The organism is Duganella sp. SG902, assembly GCF_013376005.1.
Taxonomy (GTDB): domain Bacteria; phylum Pseudomonadota; class Gammaproteobacteria; order Burkholderiales; family Burkholderiaceae_D; genus Rugamonas.
Genome location: NZ_JABMJK010000015.1, coordinates 1 through 17408 on the forward strand (window position 1 = coordinate 1; position 17408 = coordinate 17408).

Annotated in this window: 14 protein-coding genes; 6 read left to right on the forward strand and 8 right to left on the reverse strand. The window is 65.0% G+C overall.

What is annotated here, in order from left to right; translation table 11 throughout:
• Positions 1-188: 188 nt before the first annotated feature.
• Positions 189-626, reverse strand: coding sequence for a nuclear transport factor 2 family protein (locus FHW83_RS24545; RefSeq protein ID WP_176648993.1), 438 nt, complete (start codon positions 624-626; stop codon positions 189-191).
• Between the two features lie 74 nt (positions 627-700).
• Between FHW83_RS24545 and FHW83_RS24550 the strand changes: the two genes are divergently transcribed.
• Complete coding sequence (locus tag FHW83_RS24550; RefSeq protein ID WP_176648994.1) at positions 701-1978, forward strand: sodium:proton antiporter; 1278 nt, start codon at positions 701-703, stop codon at positions 1976-1978.
• Here the strand turns inward: FHW83_RS24550 and FHW83_RS24555 are convergent.
• Entirely contained in the window at positions 1971-3032 is a 1062-nt protein-coding gene (locus tag FHW83_RS24555; RefSeq protein ID WP_176648995.1) for a tartrate dehydrogenase, read from the reverse strand. The two genes, FHW83_RS24550 and FHW83_RS24555, sit on opposite strands and share 8 nt — an antisense overlap.
• A gap of 87 nt (positions 3033-3119) precedes the next feature.
• Here FHW83_RS24555 and FHW83_RS24560 point away from each other — a divergent pair, with 87 nt between their 5' ends.
• On the forward strand, positions 3120-4016 hold the full coding sequence (locus tag FHW83_RS24560; RefSeq protein ID WP_176648996.1) for a LysR substrate-binding domain-containing protein: 897 nt from the start codon (positions 3120-3122) through the stop codon (positions 4014-4016).
• Here the strand turns inward: FHW83_RS24560 and FHW83_RS24565 are convergent.
• The 6 genes from FHW83_RS24565 to FHW83_RS24590 all read right to left on the reverse strand — a co-directional run bounded on the left by FHW83_RS24565 (position 4002) and on the right by FHW83_RS24590 (position 11338).
• Positions 4002-6314, reverse strand: a complete 2313-nt coding sequence (locus FHW83_RS24565) for a xanthine dehydrogenase family protein molybdopterin-binding subunit (protein ID WP_176648997.1) — start codon at positions 6312-6314, stop codon at positions 4002-4004. The two genes, FHW83_RS24560 and FHW83_RS24565, sit on opposite strands and share 15 nt — an antisense overlap.
• Entirely contained in the window at positions 6274-7299 is a 1026-nt protein-coding gene (locus FHW83_RS24570) for a xanthine dehydrogenase family protein subunit M (protein ID WP_176648998.1), read from the reverse strand. Before FHW83_RS24570 ends, FHW83_RS24565 begins: the two co-directional genes overlap by 41 nt.
• On the reverse strand, positions 7296-7817 hold the full coding sequence (locus FHW83_RS24575; protein ID WP_176648999.1) for a (2Fe-2S)-binding protein: 522 nt from the start codon (positions 7815-7817) through the stop codon (positions 7296-7298). The genes FHW83_RS24570 and FHW83_RS24575 overlap by 4 nt, the downstream gene beginning before the upstream one ends.
• A gap of 21 nt (positions 7818-7838) precedes the next feature.
• The gene (locus FHW83_RS24580; RefSeq protein ID WP_176649000.1) at positions 7839-8078 is read right to left on the reverse strand and encodes a hypothetical protein; all 240 of its coding nucleotides are present in this window, start codon (positions 8076-8078) and stop codon (positions 7839-7841) included.
• An 81-nt stretch (positions 8079-8159) separates the two neighbouring features.
• The gene (locus tag FHW83_RS24585) at positions 8160-9290 is read right to left on the reverse strand and encodes a DUF1624 domain-containing protein (protein ID WP_176649001.1); all 1131 of its coding nucleotides are present in this window, start codon (positions 9288-9290) and stop codon (positions 8160-8162) included.
• A complete protein-coding gene (locus FHW83_RS24590) occupies positions 9287-11338 on the reverse strand; it encodes a TonB-dependent siderophore receptor (protein WP_176649002.1) in 2052 nt (683 codons plus the stop codon). The genes FHW83_RS24585 and FHW83_RS24590 overlap by 4 nt, the downstream gene beginning before the upstream one ends.
• A 127-nt stretch (positions 11339-11465) precedes the next feature.
• Between FHW83_RS24590 and FHW83_RS24595 the strand changes: the two genes are divergently transcribed.
• Genes FHW83_RS24595 through FHW83_RS24610 form a run of 4 tightly spaced genes read left to right on the forward strand, consistent with a single transcriptional unit; the run spans position 11466 to position 17390 of the window.
• Positions 11466-13745 (forward strand): TonB-dependent receptor, encoded by a 2280-nt coding sequence (locus FHW83_RS24595; protein ID WP_176649003.1) that lies wholly within the window; start codon positions 11466-11468, stop codon positions 13743-13745.
• A gap of 9 nt (positions 13746-13754) precedes the next feature.
• Complete coding sequence (locus FHW83_RS24600) at positions 13755-14459, forward strand: ABC transporter ATP-binding protein (RefSeq protein WP_176649004.1); 705 nt, start codon at positions 13755-13757, stop codon at positions 14457-14459.
• A complete protein-coding gene (locus FHW83_RS24605; RefSeq protein ID WP_176649005.1) occupies positions 14419-15900 on the forward strand; it encodes a DUF3526 domain-containing protein in 1482 nt (493 codons plus the stop codon). The genes FHW83_RS24600 and FHW83_RS24605 overlap by 41 nt, the downstream gene beginning before the upstream one ends.
• Entirely contained in the window at positions 15897-17390 is a 1494-nt protein-coding gene (locus FHW83_RS24610; protein WP_176649006.1) for a DUF3526 domain-containing protein, read from the forward strand. Before FHW83_RS24605 ends, FHW83_RS24610 begins: the two co-directional genes overlap by 4 nt.
• Positions 17391-17408: the final 18 nt, after the last annotated feature.

Below are 17408 nucleotides of genomic sequence, written 5' to 3' on the forward strand. Positions count from 1 at the left end.
TACGGGTATACGCCCGTTAACCAATACCTGCAACACCTTCAGGCTTATTCAAGCAAATTTATTCCGGACAGCAGTGCGCGCAGGCGGGAATCCATGCTGAGCTGATGACCACGCGCCCTATGGATTCCCGCCTATGCGGGAATGACGGCTCATCGGTTCGCGGTCAAAATTAACCTGGCGGCATGACACTATTGTTTGAGGTTCATCGTTTGCACCGACAACAACTTGCATTCGCCGCCAACGTTCACGTAGGTGCGCATGAACTGGTAGCGATTGGTGCGCCAGGTCGTGCCATCCGCGTTCCACTGCTCTGTGGTGCTGACGCCGCGCACCACCGCGGTGTCTCCCTGCACGTGCACATGGACGTCGCTGGTGCCGCGCGCCTTGAAGACCACCGGCTTGGCCATCCGCGCCAGCAAGCTGCCGCGCGACTCGATCTGCGAGCCGAGCGAGTGCACCCACACATATTCATCCGCCAGCAGCGATTGTAAAAACTGCACATTCCCGACGCGCAGCGCTTCCTCGTACTGCGTGTCGCGCTCGATCAGGGCGGGCGCGGGCAGGCACGGCGCGGCCAGGGCGATCAACGGCAGCGCACCAATAAGAGCAAACAGAATTTTTTTCATGGTAGGCCGAGTATAACCGCTCCTCCGTGCCCTACCCCACATACAAGTTGAAGAAATACTCTTAGCCTGACGGCATGAGCACAAATCAATGGTTCCTGCTGGTCGGCCTGCTGATGCTGGCGCGTGGCCTGGCGGCGACGACGATCTCGCGGTCGCCGTTCACCTCGGCCATCGTCTACCTGTGCGTGGGCATCCTGCTGGGCCCCAGTTTCTTCGACCTGTTCCGCTTCGACCCCTCGGCGCAATCCGGCCTGCTGGAGATGATGACCCAGATCGCGCTGCTGATCTCCCTGTTCTCGGCCGGGATCAAGATGCCGGTGCCGTTCAAGCTGGCGCGCTGGGACGCGCCGCTGCGGCTGGCATGGATCTCGATGACGCTGACAGTGGGCCTGGTCGCGCTGTTCGCCTACTACGTGCTGCACATGCCGGCGGGCGCCGCCGTCCTGCTGGGCGGCATACTCGCGCCCACCGATCCGGTGCTGGCCACCGACGTGCAGGTGCGCCATCCCGGCGACAAGGACCAGTTGCGCTTCACCCTCACCTGCGAGGCTGGCATGAACGACGGCAGCGCGTTCCCCTTCGTGCTGCTGGGTCTCGGCATGCTGGGCATCGGACACACCGGCGAACATCACCTGCGCTGGCTACTGGTGGACGTGATCTGGTCAACGGCGGCCGCGGTGGCGGTCGGCGTGATGGCCGGCGCCGGACTGGCGCGCACCGGCTGGCGGCTGCGCGTAATCAAACCGCGCCACGAGATCATGGATGACCTGGTGGCGCTCGGCCTGATCGCCGTCGTGTATGGCATCGCCAGCATGATCAAGGCGTCCGGTTACCTTGCGGTGTTCTTCGCGGCGGTGGCGTTGCGCCAGACCGAATTAAAGCTGGCTGGCGCGCCCAAGGACCGGCACGGCCTGCGGGAGCCGGACGTCGCCAAATCCGAAGTCGCGCAGACGAGCGAGGTGCCCCTGGTGGTCAGCGCCGAGGCGCTGGTGTTCAAGGAACACCTTGAACGACTGTCGGAGCTGACGCTGGTGCTGCTGTTGGGCGGCATGATCTCGCTGCGCGACCTGCCCTACGAGACCATCGGCGTGGCCGCATTCCTGTTTTTGATCGCGCGGCCGCTGGCTGTCTACATTGGCCTCATCGGCAGCGGCGTGAGCAAGCGCATGCGCGCCATGACCGGCTGGTTCGGCGTGCGCGGCATCGGCTCCCTCTTCTACATCGTATTCGCCATCGAGGCCGGACTGCCGCCTAACCTGGCGCGCGAACTGACCGGCATCGCGCTGGGCGTCATCGTCCTGTCGATACTGGTGCATGGCTTCAGCGTCAAGCCGCTGATCGACACTAAATAAGCGCGGCTATGGCGCTGCCCACTTCCGTGGTGTTGGCCGCGCCGCCCATGTCCGGCGTGCGCGGGCCATCCACCAGACAGCGCTCGATCGCCGACACCATCGCATCGTGCGCGTCGGTGTGGCCGAGGAAATCCAGCATCATGGCGCCGCACCAGATCATGGCGATGGGATTGGCGATATTCCGGCCGTAGATGTCCGGCGCAGAACCATGTACCGGCTCAAACAGCGAAGGGAAATTCCGCTCCGGGTTCAGATTGGCCGACGGCGCGATGCCGATCGTGCCGGCGCATGCCGGCCCCAGGTCGGACAGGATATCGCCAAACAGATTGGACGCCACCACCACGTCGAAACGCTCCGGTGAGAGCACGAAGCGAGCGGCCAGGATGTCGATGTGGTACTTGTCATGACGGACGTCTGGGTAGCCCTCGCCCATCGCGTCCGCGCGCTCGTCCCAGTACGGCATGCTGATCGAGATGCCGTTCGATTTGGTGGCGGAGGTCAGGTGCTTCTTCGGCCGCTTGCGCGCCAGATCGAAAGCGAACTTCAGCACGCGGTCCACGCCGGTGCGGGTGAAGATGGCTTCCTGGAGCACGAACTCGCGCTCCGTGCCCTCGAACATGCGGCCGCCGACGCTGGAGTATTCTCCCTCCGTGTTTTCGCGCACGATCACCATGTCGATGTCGCCGGGCCGCTTGTTGGCCAGCGGGCATGGCACGCCGGGCAGCAGCCGCACCGGGCGCAGATTCACATACTGGTCGAACTGGCGTCGGAATTTCAGCAGCGATCCCCACAGCGATATGTGGTCCGGCACCGTCTCGGGCCAACCGACTGCGCCAAAGAACAGCGCGTCAAACTCCTGCAACTGCGCCATCCAGTCGTCCGGCATCATCTTGCCGTGCTTGAGGTAGTACTCGCAGCTGGGCCATTCAAACGTGGTCCACTCAACACCAAATTGAAAGCGGCGCGCGGCGGCTTCCACAGCGCGCACGCCCTCCGGCATCACCTCCTTGCCGATGCCATCCCCTGCCAGCACGGCGATTTTATGTACTTTCATGACTGCCCCTCCGTTTGCAAAGCCACAGCATAAACCCGCCACCGGCGTTTATAATCATACGAAATGTGAATCCATAAGCCACATACCGTGCACAATCAAATCGATAATGAAGACCTTCGCGTGTTCGCCATCGCGGCGCGCAAGGCCAGTTTCGCGGCGGCGGCCGAGGAACTGGGCATGTCGCCGGCCTACGTCAGCAAGCGTATCGGCGTGCTGGAACAAGCGCTAGGCGTGCGGCTGTTCCACCGCACCACGCGCCGCGTCATCGTCAGCGAGGACGGCGAACGGGTTTACGCCCACGCCATGACGATACTGGAAAATCTCGACAGCCTGCTGCACGAGGTGGCGGAGCGGCGCGAGGTGCCGCGCGGGCTGCTGCGCATCAGCAGCAGCTTCGGTTTCGGCCGCAACGTGGTGGCGCCGGTGGTAGCGAGGCTGGTGGCTGCCCACCCGTCGCTACAGGTGCGGTTTGAAGTGTTCGACCGCCTGGTCGACATCGTGGCGGAGGGCTTTGACCTCGACATCCGCGTCGGCGATGAGATCCCGCCGCATCTGATCGCCCGCAAATTGATGGCGAACCATCGCATCCTGTGCGCCTCGCCGGCGTATCTGAAAACACATGGCACGCCCCGCGGGCTGCAGGAGCTGGCGGCCCACAACTGCCTGGCCATCAAGGAGCGCGACCTGCCGTTCGGCGTTTGGTCGCTGCGCAGCGGTGCGAACGAGGAAACGGTGAAGGTGACCGGCTCGCTCTCCTCCAATCATGGCGAAATCGCGTTGCAATGGGCGGTAGCCGGCGCCGGCATCGTGCTGCGTTCGCACTGGGACGCGCAACCGTACCTGCACAGTGGCGAACTTGTACAGGTACTGCCCCAGTACAGTCAAAGCGCCAATGTCTGGGCGGTGTACCCACAGCGGCTTGCCGGTTCGGCCAAGGTGCGCGTTTGCGTGGAGTTTCTGGAGCAGCAGTTACAGTCCCGGTGAGGCCACCTTGTCCGGCGTCATCGGGGTACTGCGCAGCCGGCGTCCGGTCGCGTGATAGATGGCGTTGCTGATCGCCGCCGACACGCCGACCAGTCCGATCTCGCCCACGCCCTTGGCGCCGATGCGGCTGACGATCCGGTCATCCTCTTCCACGAAGATCACCTCGATATCGTGTATATCCGCGTTGGCCGAAACGTGGTACTCGGCCAGGTTGTGATTCATCAGGCGGCCCAGCCGGTGGTCGCAATAGGTTTCCTCGTGCAGCGCCTGCCCTATGCCCCACACCACGCCGCCGATGATCTGGCTACGCGCGGTCCTGGCGCTGATGATGCGCCCCGCCGCGATGGCGCTCACCACCCGCGTCACGCGCACGGTGCCCAGTTCGGGATCAACGCGCACCTCGCAAAACACCGCGGAGTGCGTGGAGCGCTGGTACTTCATCTGCTTGAGCATATTCGGCAGCAGCAGAAATTTTTCTTCCAGCCTCAGGCTGCCTCCCGCCGCCAGGATATCCGTGAGCGCGACCGACATCTCCGGCCGCTTCGCCAGTTGAATGCGGCCGCCGGCAAACACCACGTCCGCGAAGCGCGCCTTGGCCAATGGCGACCCATGCATCTTTTTCGCCAGTTTGAACAAGGTTTTTCGCAGCTTCTCGCAGGCGCCGCTCACCGCCGACCCCACGGTGGCGACGTGCGACGAACCGCCTTCGATGGGCGCCGCCGGCAGCGTCGAATCCCCCAACTGGAAGCGCACCTTCTCGAGCGGCAGGCCAAGCGACTCGGCGGCGATGATGCTCATCGCCGTATAGGTGCCGGTGCCGATATCACTGGCGGCGCTGCTGACCACCAGCGTGCCATCGGCATGCAGCACGGCGCTGGCACGCGCGAACATTTGCATGGCGTCCCATACCCCGGTGGCCATGCCCCAGCCAACCAGTTCGCGCCCGGCGCGCATGGAGCGCGGCTGCAACGGCCGCTTGTCCCAGCCAAAGCGCTCGGCGCCTTGCAGATAGCAGGCGCGCAGCTCCTTGGTCGAGTAAGGCAGACCGCGCGCCGGGTCGATCTCGGCGTAGTTCTTCAGCCGCAGCGCCAGCGGGTCCATGTTCAGCGCATACGACAACTCGTCCATCGCGACCTCCAGCGCATGCACGCCGTGCGCCGCACCGGGGGCGCGCATGTCGATGGGACTGGCCAGGTCGAGATCGACCAGATGGTATCCCAGCCGCACATGGTCGCATTGATACAGTTCGCCCGACCAGTTGACCACCACCTCCACGTAATCCTCCATGCGCGAGGTTTCAGCCACCGCTTCATGGATGATGGCGGTCAGCCGGCCATCCGGCTCGGCGGCGAGCCGCACGCGCTGCAGCGTTTCGGGCCGGTGGCCGAAGCTGAACATCTGCTGGCGCGTCAACACCACGCGCACCGAACGGTTCAGCGCGAGCGCCGCCATCACCGCCAGCGGCAGCTGATACTGCGGCCGCAGACCGGAACCGAACGCACCGCCAACGTAGGGATTGCGCACCGTGACCTTGTGCTTGGGCAGCCCGAAAACATGCGACACATACCAGCGGCTGTTCTGCGAGCTTTGCGTCTTGTCGTAGATGGTCAGATGGCCATCGGTGTCGCGGATCACGGTGCTGGCAAACATCTCCAATGGGTTGTGGTGTTCGACGCCGCTGTAGTACTCGCCCTCTATCCTGATCGCGGCCTTTTCCCAGATCTCATCGGGATGTCCCTTGGGTTCCGGCGGCGGCGTGTAGCCGGCCTTCAGGCGGCTCGGTTTATACGAGCGCCCACGGTTCTCCAGCAGCGACGTGGCATGCGGCTCAGCCTCATACTCCACCTTGACCAGCTGCGCCGCGTAGCGCGCGGCTTCAAATGATTCCGCCACCACCAGCGCTACCGGCTGGCCGCTGTAATGAATTTTGTCGTCGTACAGCGGCCGGAAAGGCGAGCCACCGGGCGCCGTCATATCCTTGTAAAAGATATCGAAGGAACGGATGCGCGGACGATTCAGATGGGTGATGACATCCACCACGCCGCCGACCGCCAGCGCGGCCTCGGTACGGATGGCGGCAATGCGCCCGCGCGGAATGGCGCCGCTGACCACCACCCCGTACAGCAGGTCCTGCGCCGGCTCCTCGGCGGCGTAGCGCGCCTGGCCGGTGACCTTGGCGCGGCCGTCCACGCGCGCCGCCTCCATGCCGATGCTGGCCGCGCCTGCGCCCGGTTCCGCAACCGGTGTGCGGAGTGCTTCAATCAGATCGGTCACGTTCTTCGCTCCTGCTGTTGTCATGGGTGCCCTCCACGGCGCGCTCCAGGGCGCGCACAATGGCGCGGCGCGCCAGCGGAATCTTGAAATCGTTATGTCCCTGGCCTCGCGCGCCCTCCAGCAAGGCATCGGCCGCCAGCGCGAAGCGCTCCGCATCAGCCGCATGCCCCGCCAGCAGCGCCTCGGCCTCCGGCACGCGCCACGGCTTGTGCGCCACGCCACCCAAGGCCAGCCGCGCCTCGCGCACCACACCATCGGCGCCCAGATCCAGCATCGTCGCCACCGACACCAGCGCGAATGCGTACGAGGCGCGGTCGCGCAGTTTCAGGTAGCATGAATGCTCGGCGAATTGCGCGGCCGGCGGCAGCTCAATATGCGTAATCAGTTCGCCCGGCTGCATGATCGTGTCGAGCTCGGGCCGGTCGTCGGGCAGGCGGTGGAAGTCGGTGAAGGCAACCTGCCTTTCGCCGTTCGCGGAACGCAGATGAACGACCGCCCCCAGCGCCGCCAATGCCACACACATGTCGGATGGATGTACGGCGATGCAGTGCTGGCTGGCGCCCAGTATCGCCTGCTGGCGTGTCAAGCCGCCGATAGCCGAACAGCCGCTGCCCGGCTCACGCTTGTTGCAAGGCGTCCCCAGATCGTAGAAGTAGTAGCAGCGGGTCCTTTGCAGCAGGTTGCCGCCGTTGCTGGCCATATTGCGTATCTGCGGTGAGGCGCCGGCCAGTATGGCGGCGGTCAGCAGCGGATAGTCCCTGCGCACCAGCGGATGGTAGGCCGTGGCCGCGTTGCGCGCCATGGCGCCAAGCAGCAGGCCGCCGCTGGCGACTGGGGCGATTTCCGAGAATGGCAAGCCGTTGACGTCGGCCAGTGCCTTCGGCCGCATCACGCCTTCCTTCATCAGATCCAGCAGATTGGTGCCGCCTGCGATGAAACGCGCGCCCTGGTCGGCGTGCGCCAGCGCCTCGGCTGGATCGACGGCGCTGAAGTAGGAGAATGGGTTCATGCCGGCACCGTGCCGGGCGTGTAAGGCCGCTCGATATCGTCGCGTCTCTGCGCCAGGCCCATCACCCCGGTCACCGCGGCGACGATGCCCGGATAGGCCCCGCAGCGGCAGATGTTGCCGCTCATGAGTTCCCGCACCTCGGCGGCGGTGCTCGCCTGTCCCTCGTTCATCAGGCCCACCGCCGAGCAAAGCTGGCCGGGCGTGCAGTAACCGCACTGGAAAGCGTCATGCTCGATGAAGGCCTGCTGCAGCGGATGCAGTACATCGCCCTCGGCCAGCCCTTCCACCGTCGTGATATCGCGGCCGTTTTGCATCACCGCCAGCGTCAGGCAGGAATTGATGCGGGTGTCGCCGGCCAGCACCGTGCACGCGCCACACTGGCCGTGATCGCAGCCCTTCTTGGTGCCGGTCAGGCCGGCGCGCTCGCGCAGCAAATCAAGCAAGGTGACCCACGCGGGCACCTCGAACTGGTGCGCAACGCCATTGATGTTCAGCCGCACTGGGTAAGTCTCGTCCATAACGCGCTTTCGTGAGGGAGATCAACCAGCATCCTCGTTCTTAAGGATGCCACGTAGATTGGTCACCACCAGACAAAGCTGCAATCCGATCAGGGCCCAGGCGTCGTCATGCCAGCCCCACGCGATCCACAGTGCGTTACTGACTAAAAAAGCGACAAATCCCGTTATGCGGCGCGCCGGCGATTTGGAGCCAACCAGCATGCCGGCGACGACCGTGACGACCATCGCCGGCCATTGCAGCATATCGAGCCAATCATCCATGAGCAGCATTCCATGTTCAGTGCGACATGGAACAGCATCGCCGCGCCGCTGCCGCTTGTATGTGCGGCAGCTCACCGATACTCAGAGGTAGCGCACCCAGGCCGCGCCGCTGGTGCGCTTGAATGTGCCGAACGCCCGGCATGGCCAATACAACAGCGGGATCAGCATCGCGCTGAGTGCCCACACCTGCCCCAGGCTGCTGAACTCGAAACGCTGGCCGTGATTGGGGCCCAGCCACGCGACCGCCAGCGTTTGCAGGCCAAGCAGCAAGAACAAATGCAGCAGGTAGTAGAACATCGGCGCGCCGCCGAAGGTGGCGCAGATGCGCAGGAAGGCGTTGTCCCGCCGCTCAAGCCATGCCAGCACCAGCAAGCCGGTTCCCAGCGTCATCAGCAGAAAGGCCAGCGACGGCGGGTACTTGGTCACGTTCAGGAACGACATTACGGTATGCAGCGCGTCGGGTCCCTGCCGCCACGGCAAGGTCTCGCCGTAGATATTCAAGCCGCGCAGTACCGCCAACAGTGCCAGTGCGGCCGTGCCGGCGGACAATAACAGTTTGCGGCGCTGTGCCGGTACAGTGGCCGATGCGTACCAGGGTCCCGCCGCATAACCCAGTACAATCACACCGATCCACGGCAACAGCGGATAGCTGACCTTGATCTTTAACGCGCCTTCCGCCACCAGGAAGCCGCGATCATGCAGGATGGTCCAGGGAATATAGCCGGCGTCGCCGGGCTGGAAAGTGACCGGCGTCAGCGCGTTGTGGCCGAACACGATAAGCAATCCCAGTGCAATCAACGCGCCGCGCGGCAGGCGGTGCAGCAGCGCCAGCGCAATCATCGCCAGGCCGATCACCCAGATCACTTGCAGATAAATGGTGGCGGGCGGTATGCGTCCGCTCCACGCCACGCTGACCACGCAGATCTCCAGCACAATCAGGAACAAGCCGCGCTTGAACAGAAAGCCGGCCGGTGAACGCGGTCCGCTGGCCGGATGCGCGTACAGCCATGCCGACAAGCCGGCCAGGAACACGAACATCGGCGCACAAAAGTGCGCGGCAAAGCGGCTGAAGAAAAGGCCTGGATCGGTATCCGCCACATTCATCGGATCGCTGACTTGCCAGCGCAGGAAGAAGGTCTCGCGTACGTGGTCCAGCATCATGATCATCATGACCAGGCCACGCATCACGTCAATCGAGGCGACACGTTTCATAGCTTGTACTGCACTTTCAAGGTGACGCGACGGTCCTCGCCCGGCGCCACCCACGTTTGTTGATAGGAGCTCGGATAGTACACTTTGTCGAACAGATTATCGATATCGAGCGACAGCCGCAGCTTCTTCGTCGGCGACCAGGACGACACCAGCTTGGCCGTGGTGTAGGCAGGCAGCTTGAAAGTGCTGCTGATCGCCACGTCGCCATTGCGTTCGCCGACGTGGTTCAAGCCGCCGCCCAGCGACGCCTGGCCGAAAGTCCGCACCAGCATCAGATTGGCGCTCTGCTTCGGCACGTTGGCCAACGCGCCGCCCACGGCCAGCACATTATCGCGCAGGACCTTGGCGTCGGTGTATGCGTACGAGAACGACAGCTGCAGCTTGCGCGCGATCTCGCCCGCCACATCCAGCTCCACACCCTTGCTGCCGACTTCCCCGGCGGCCAGCGAGAAATTGGTGTCGAGAGGATTCAACGTCAGCACGTTCTTCTTGCGGATCGAGTACAGCGCCAACGTGCCGCTTACCTTGCCATCGGCGCTATCGTATTTCACGCCGGTTTCGTAAGCGCGGCTGCTTTCGGCCGGAAAGGACTCGTTGTTGATGCCGATGCCGCTGTTCGGCCGGAACGACTTGCCGGCCGACGCGTAGAGAGAAACCTGCCGGTCGGGCTGGTACACAATGCCGATGCGTGGACTGGTCGCCTCCAGCGTTTGATGATTCCGCAAGCCGCCGCGATTGTAGTTGCTGATGGTCTGACGATAAGCGTCGCGCCGCACGCCGACCAGCGCTTTCCACTGCGCTCTCAGGTCGATCTGGTCCTGCACATAGACCGCCGTCTGCCACTGCTGTTCGCGGGTGTTGAGCGACGGCGCAAGCGCGGTGGGCTGCGGACCGCCGTACACCGGTGCGTAAATATCGATGGCGTAAGGCGCGCCCGCATTGGGGCTCTTGCGCAGTTGCAGGCGGTCGTCGACGAAGCGATAACCGTCCACTCCCGCCAGCACATGGTGGGCGCCGACCTTGCCTAGCAACTCGACACGTCCGGACCAGTCCTGCGCCGAGAAGTCCCGATAGCGGCGCTGACGCCACAAAGTCCGGCCATCGGCCTGCAACGCCGATGCCTCGGTCGAAAAGCCCATCATCGAACTATCGCGATACGAAAGCCCGCCCTGCAGCGACCATTGCTCGTTAAAGTCATGCTGCACAAACAGCTGATGCCCTGTCGACTTGACCGTCATCGGGCCATCGGCGCGCTCGCCGAGAAAGCGCGAATTCGGAATCAGACCCAGCACGCCCTTTACGGCGACCACGCCACGGTCGAAGTAAGCTTGCTGCTCGAAAGCTTCCAGCTCGTACGACAGCGTGGTCTGGTCTGACAAGCGCCAGATCAGCGATGGCGACACCATGTGCCGTTTGGACGACAGCGTATCGCGGAAACTATCGCCCTTTTCATACGCCGCGTTCAGACGGTAAGCCACCGTCTCGCTCAAAGGCCCGGTCAGGTCCACCGCTGTGCGCCAAGTCTGGTGCGAAGCCAGTGACTGCTCAAGCGAATAGGAAGGCTGAAACAGCGGCTTGCGCGTCGTGATGTTGATGATGCCGCCCGGTTCTCCGCGCCCATACAGTGCGGCGGCCGGGCCTTTCAGGATCTCGATGCTGGCGATATTCGCGCTGTCGCGCAGGCCGTTGTAGCCGCGGCTCGAGCTGAAGCCGTTCACCAGGAAGTCCGAACCATAATTCGGATCGCCAGTAAAACCGCGCACCGCATAGCTGTCCCACACGCCGCCGAAATTACTCTGGCGCGAAATGCCGCTGCCCATGTCCAGCGCATCGGCAAAGCGGCTCACGCCCGCATCGCTCAGCATCTCCGAGGTCAGCACGCGCGCGCTTTGCGGCAAATCCCTCAGGTCAGTCTCGGTCTTGGTGGCGCCGGTGGCGGACAAGCCGCGGTAAGGCTGCCGCTGGGCCACGATCTCCACCACATCATCGGCAACGGCAAGCAAGGGACAGGCAGCCGCGACGCAGGCGGCCAGGCGCAAACGGTACATGGACAATCCTTAATTAATGCAAGTCGGCTGCATTATACACAAATGCAATTCTGTTGCGTTAACTAAAAAGCCCGACTATTATGCAATCCAGTTGCATTAGCAACGTCAACCATAACCACTTCAGAACATGCTCAATACACTACGGCCCCTGACCATGGCGATCTCGCTCGCCCTGTTCACCCACTACGCCTGCGCCGAGGACGACGACAGCGCACTCCACACCGTCACCGTCAACAGCGCGCGCAGCACGCTGGACCGCGACCTGCCCAACACCGTGGCCGGCAGGTCGCAGGAAGAACTGCGCCAGCAGCAGAACGTCTTCAATCCCGAGGACGCGCTGCGCAACCTGCCCAGCATGACGATCCGCAAACGTTATAGCGGCGACCGCAATGCCCTGGTTGGCGGGCGAAGCTTCTCCACCACCCAGGCCCCGCGCGCGCTGGTTTACATGGATGGCTACCTGTTGTCCAACTTCCTGGGCCGCTTTGACGCGCCGCGCTGGAACATGATCGCACCGGAGGAAATGGCGCGTGCCGAAGTGCTGTACGGCCCCTTCTCCGCGCTCTACCCCGGCAACTCGATCGGCACCACCATTGCGATGACCACCAGCCGCCCGAGCACTTTTTCCGGCGCAGTGCGCATCGCCGGACAAGACCAGGCCTACGACCAATACGGCGGCAAGGACCACTACCGCAACTACCAGGCCTCCGCGCTGCTGGCCGACCGCTTGGCATCGGGCCTGTGGTACAAGCTGATGATCAACCACCAGGACGCCACCAGCCAGCCGATGGGCTATTACACCGTCACGGCCAACGCCGACGGCGTCTTCCCGGCCGCAAGCGGCAGCGGCCCGGTCACACCGGTCAGCGGCATCGTCTACGACACCAGCGCCTTCGGCACCCGCCGCGCGGTATTTGGCGCCAACGCCGGCGCCATCGATCACACGATACAGAACACGGCCAAGCTCACGCTGGGCTACGACATCGGTTCCACCGTCAGCACCGAGGCCATGTTCGCCTGGTGGGGCAACGACAGCACCACGCGCAACCAGACCTTCCTGCGCGACAGTGCCGGCAACGCCGTCTGGTCCGGCAAGGTCAGCGACGGCGCGAATACCTTCGCCATCCCCGCGTCGGCCTTCATCCCCTACACCCGCGATGAGCGGCACGCGATGCTCGGGTTCAGCGCGCGCACCCGCAACCCATCCGGCTGGAACGGCAATGTCATCGTCAGCGCCTACCGTGTGCTGGACGACCGGCAACGCAACGCCGGCATGGCCGATCCTCTGGCGGCCAACGGCGGCGCCGGCACCGCCGTGGTGCGCGACGGCAGCGGCTTCGAGTCGCTGGACGCCAGCATCAATCGCGCCGGCGCAAACCACCACTTGACCTTTGGCGTGCATGCGGACACCTACAAACTGAAACAATCGACCCGCGCCACCGCCGACTGGCGCGACGCCAGCGGTGCGGAAACGCAGTTCGTCGGCGGCGAAACCCGCATCCTGGCACTGTATGGGCAGGATGCATGGCACTTCGCGCCGGGCTGGCACGCTGTACTGGGCCTGCGCGCGGAGTCGTGGGAGGCCAGCGATGGCGTGCAACGCCTCGCCCCCGGCGCCAACGTCAACTACGCCCGCCGCAGCGAGCAAGCCTGGTCACCCAAGCTGTCGCTGGCATGGGATGCTGACGACAGCACCACGCTGCGTCTTTCGGCCGCGCGCGGCACACGCTTCGGCACCGTGGCGGAACTGTTCCAGGGGACGGCGGCGGGCAGCAGCATCATCGTCAACGATCCCAATCTGAAGCCGGAGCGCTCCACCGCGCTGGAACTGGCGGCGGAGCAGCGCTACGCGCTGGGCAGCGTGCGCGCCTCGCTGTTCCAGGACGACGTGCGCGACACCATCTGGAGCCAGTTGAACCTGGCCGTGTTCCCCAATGTGACCAACGTGCAAAACGTCGGCCGCGTGCGCACGCGCGGACTGGAGCTGGCGGGCCAGATCGACCGGCTTGGCGTTCAAGGCCTGAGCGCGGAGGCCAACATCGCCTACGGCAAGGCCACCATCCTTGAAAACGACAACTACCTGCCCTCGGTGGGGAAAAACTGGCCGCGCGTGCCGCGTGTGCGCTCGGCCACCACGCTGGTCTACGCGCCGGGCGAACTATGGAGCCTGGCGGCGACTTACCGCTACTCCGGACCGCAGTTCAATGAAATCAACAATGCCGACTACAACACCGACGTCTATGGCGCCATTTCGCGCGTGCGCCAGCTGGATGCGCGCCTTCTGCTCAAACCATCCAAAGGCATGGAGTTCGCGCTCGGTGTCGACAACCTGAATAACAACAAGGCTTACCAGATGCACCCCTATCCGGGCCGCACGCTGTTTGCCGAAGTACGCTATGCCTTTTAAGGAAACCGCATGATACACATCGAAAAACTGGTGAAGCGCTACGATGGCCGCACCGTGCTGCATGGGCTGGACCTGCACGTCGCCGGCGGCGAAGTCTACGCCCTGCTTGGCCCCAACGGCGCCGGCAAATCCACCACCATCGGCTGCCTGCTGGGCTTTGTGCAAGCCGACCAAGGCAGCATCCGCCTCGCCCACACCGATCTTCCGCCGGCGCAGGCGGCGGTGCGGCATGCCGCCTATATCGCTGAAAACGTCGCCCTCTATGAGCGCCTCACCGGCGTGGAGAACGTGGAATTCTTCATGCGTTTGCTGGGCCAGGCCCCGAGCCGCGACCATATCGAGGCCTTGCTGGAGCGCGCCGGCCTGCCCCGGCATGCGTGGCACAGGCAAGCACACGGCTACTCCAAGGGCATGCGGCAGAAAGTCGGCATCGTCATGGCGCTGGCCAAGGGCGCGCGCGTGCTGGTGCTGGACGAGCCAACCTCCGGTCTCGATCCGGAAGCCAGCGTGGCCTTCGGCCGCTTGGTCAGGACGCTGGCCGACGATGGCGCGGCGGTATTGATGGCAACGCACGATCTGTTCCGCGCGCAGGAGCTGGCCGATCGCTGCGGCATGCTGGTGGGCGGCCAACTGGCCGGCGAATGGAAACTGGGAGAATTGAATGCAGGCGAACTTGAACGCAACTACCTTGACATCCTCGCTCGTCGCGTCTGAGCCGGCCGGCGGCGCGCGCCGTTGGCTGCGCGCTTTCGCCGGCGCCTGGCAGGCCGACTGGCGCGAACGCCGGCGCGACTGGCGCACTTGGCTGGTGATCGTCGCCGGGTTGCTGCTGGCCGCGTGTGCCGCGCTGCTGTCGTCCCTGCAGCTGCAGGCGACACAGGCCGCGCGCGACGAGGCGCAGGCAGCCGAGCAGCGGCGCTGGACGCAGCAAGGCAGCAAGAACCCGCACTCCGCCGCCCATTATGGCGTGTACGTGTTCAAGCCCTTGTCGGCGCTGGCGGCGCTTGATCCCGGCATCGAGCATTATGTCGGCGCCAGCGTATGGTTGGAGGCGCATAAGCAGAACGATCTGGTGTACCGCCCCGCCAACGACGAACCGGGCGCCAGCCGCCAGTTCCGGCTTTCGCCCGCGCTGGTGATGCAGGTGCTGGCGCCGGTAGCCATGATCTTCCTCGGCTTCGGCATGTTCTCCGGCGAACGCGAGCGCGGCACGTTGGCCGCGCTGCGCATCAACGCCGCCCCGCTCAGCGCCTTGGCGGCGGCGCGCGGCGCGGTACTGCTTTGCCTCGCGCTGGCGCTGGCGGCGCCGGCCTGCGCCGCCGTCGGGATGGTCGAATGGACGCTGGACAACCGCAGCCCCTTCAGCGACGCCGCCGCGCGCACCGCCGTCTTCGCACTGGGATACCTGCTCTACCTGTGCACCTGGGCGGCGCTGATCGCCGCCGTTTCGGCCTGGTCGCGCACCCTGCGCGGCGCCCTGGCGCTGTTGATCGGCATGTGGGCCATGACCGGGCTGGTGGCTCCGCGCAGCGCCGCCGAACTGGCGCAGCTGGCCGCACCGCTGCCGTCCATGCAAGCCTTCCGTGCGGCGCTGGACCAGGAGCTGGGCATGCCGGACGATCCCGATCAGGCGCGCCGCGACAAAGAGGAGCTGCTACGCCAGTATGGCGTAAAGGACGAGAAGGACCTGCCAATCAACTGGTCCGGCATCAGCCTGCAACGTGGCGAAGAACACGGCGACCGCGTTTTCGACGCCCACTACGGCCGCGTGTTCGACGCCATGCGTCGCCAGAGCGAGACGGCGGCGCTGGCCGGATGGCTGTCGCCATCGGTCGCGGTGGCAGGCTTGTCCAGCGCGGCGGCGGGCAGCGACACAGCCCACCACATCCAGTTCATCAACAGCGCGGAACAGCAGCGCCGCTTGATTCAGCAGGTGCTCAACAAAGCCATCACCGAACACCCCGAGCGCAACGGCGTGCGTTACGAGGGCGATCACACGCTGTGGGAACGGGTGCCGCCGTTCCGGCTGGTCTACCCGCCACTGGACGCCAGCGTGCTGCTGCGCCACCTCCTGCCCCTGCTCGCGCTGTTTGCGGCCAGCCTGCTGCTGTGCGGCGCCGGCCTGCGCCAACTACGTAATGGAAACCTTCGATGACACACATTTTGACCTTGATCGTCTATGACTTGCGCAGCCAGCTACGCGAGCGCGGCACGCTGGCGCTGATGCTGGCCGCCTTGCTGCTCGCGCTGTCCGGCCTATACGAAGGCCAACGCTACGCCACGCGGAACCAGCGCGCGGCGCACGCGGCCGCGGTCCAGCAAAGCCAGGCGCGGACGGACGCCGAGGCGCTGGCGAAGCGCTACTTCGCCCAGCCGGACGCCGCGGAATTCGCCGGCATGAAGTGGTGGCGCACACCGGTCGATATACGCGGCTACGCCTTCCGCGAACACGTCGGCTTTGCCGCCAAGCCGGACATCCCCGCCGGTGCGCTGGCGGTGGGCCAGTCCGACCTGCTGCCGGCCTACGTGAGGGTGCGCGCCGAGTCGATGGAGTCGGCACGCACCGCGCTGGAAATCGAACACCCGGCGCTGCTGGCGGTGGGCCGCTTCGACCTGCAATTTTTCGTGGTCTATCTTTGGCCGCTGATACTGCTGGCCCTCACCACCTCGGTGCTGACGCAGGACCGCGAAAGCCTGCGGCTGCGCGCGCTGCAACTGCAAGGCGTGCGACCGGGACGCATGCTGGTGGCGCAGGTTGCGGCGCGCAGCCTCGCCGCAACCTGCCTGCTGTCGCTGGTCTGCTGCGCGGCGGCGCTGGCCATGGGCGCCGTTCCGGCAAATGGCGCCGGCATGTCGGCCTTGGCGCAATGGAGCGGCGTGGCGCTGCTGTATGGCGCTTTCTGGTCGGCGGTGGCGATCGCCGTGTGCGCCGTTTGCGGCAACCGCATGACCGCGGCATTCGCGGGTTTCGGCGCGTGGCTGGTGCTGGCCATCGTGCTGCCCGGCGCCTTGAGCGCAGGCGTACAGGCTGGCGCTCCGCTGCCTCATCGCGAGCGCTACGTGCAAGCCATGCGCGACGCCGGCGACATCGTCGCGGCCAACAAGCTGGCCAGCCTCGCGCGTTTCTACGACAGCCATCCGGACTGGAAACCGGCGGCTTCGCTGGACAAGATATCGTCCAGCGTCTCGCGGCTTCAGCGCGCGCAGGAACTGGAACGGGTCATGGCCGATACCGACCGCCAGTTCGCGCTGGCCGCCGAACGCCGCCAGCACCTGTTCGAACGCCTGCAGGCGGCCAGTCCGGTCACGCTGGTGTATCAGTCGCTGTCCGCGCTGTCCGGCAACGACAGCGCGCGCCACCAGCGCTTCCTGGCCGAGGTGCAGGCCCACCAGCAAACCCTGCGCGACTATTTCCAGCGCGTGATCCAGCTATCCGCGCTGGGCGACGAGCGCACCGCGTGCCCGCGGACATGCCTGGGCGGCTACGGATTCCGCGACTTTGCGCAAGTGCCGGCGTTCGCCCCATCGGCCAGTCTGGCGGTGGCGTCGCCGTGGCGCATGCAGCTTGCTCCGCTGCTGCCTTGGATCGCTATACTGTTGGGTATCGCGGCCGTGCTGCTGCGCCGCCGGGACCGCGCCGCTTGACAATACACCGGCGCCGCG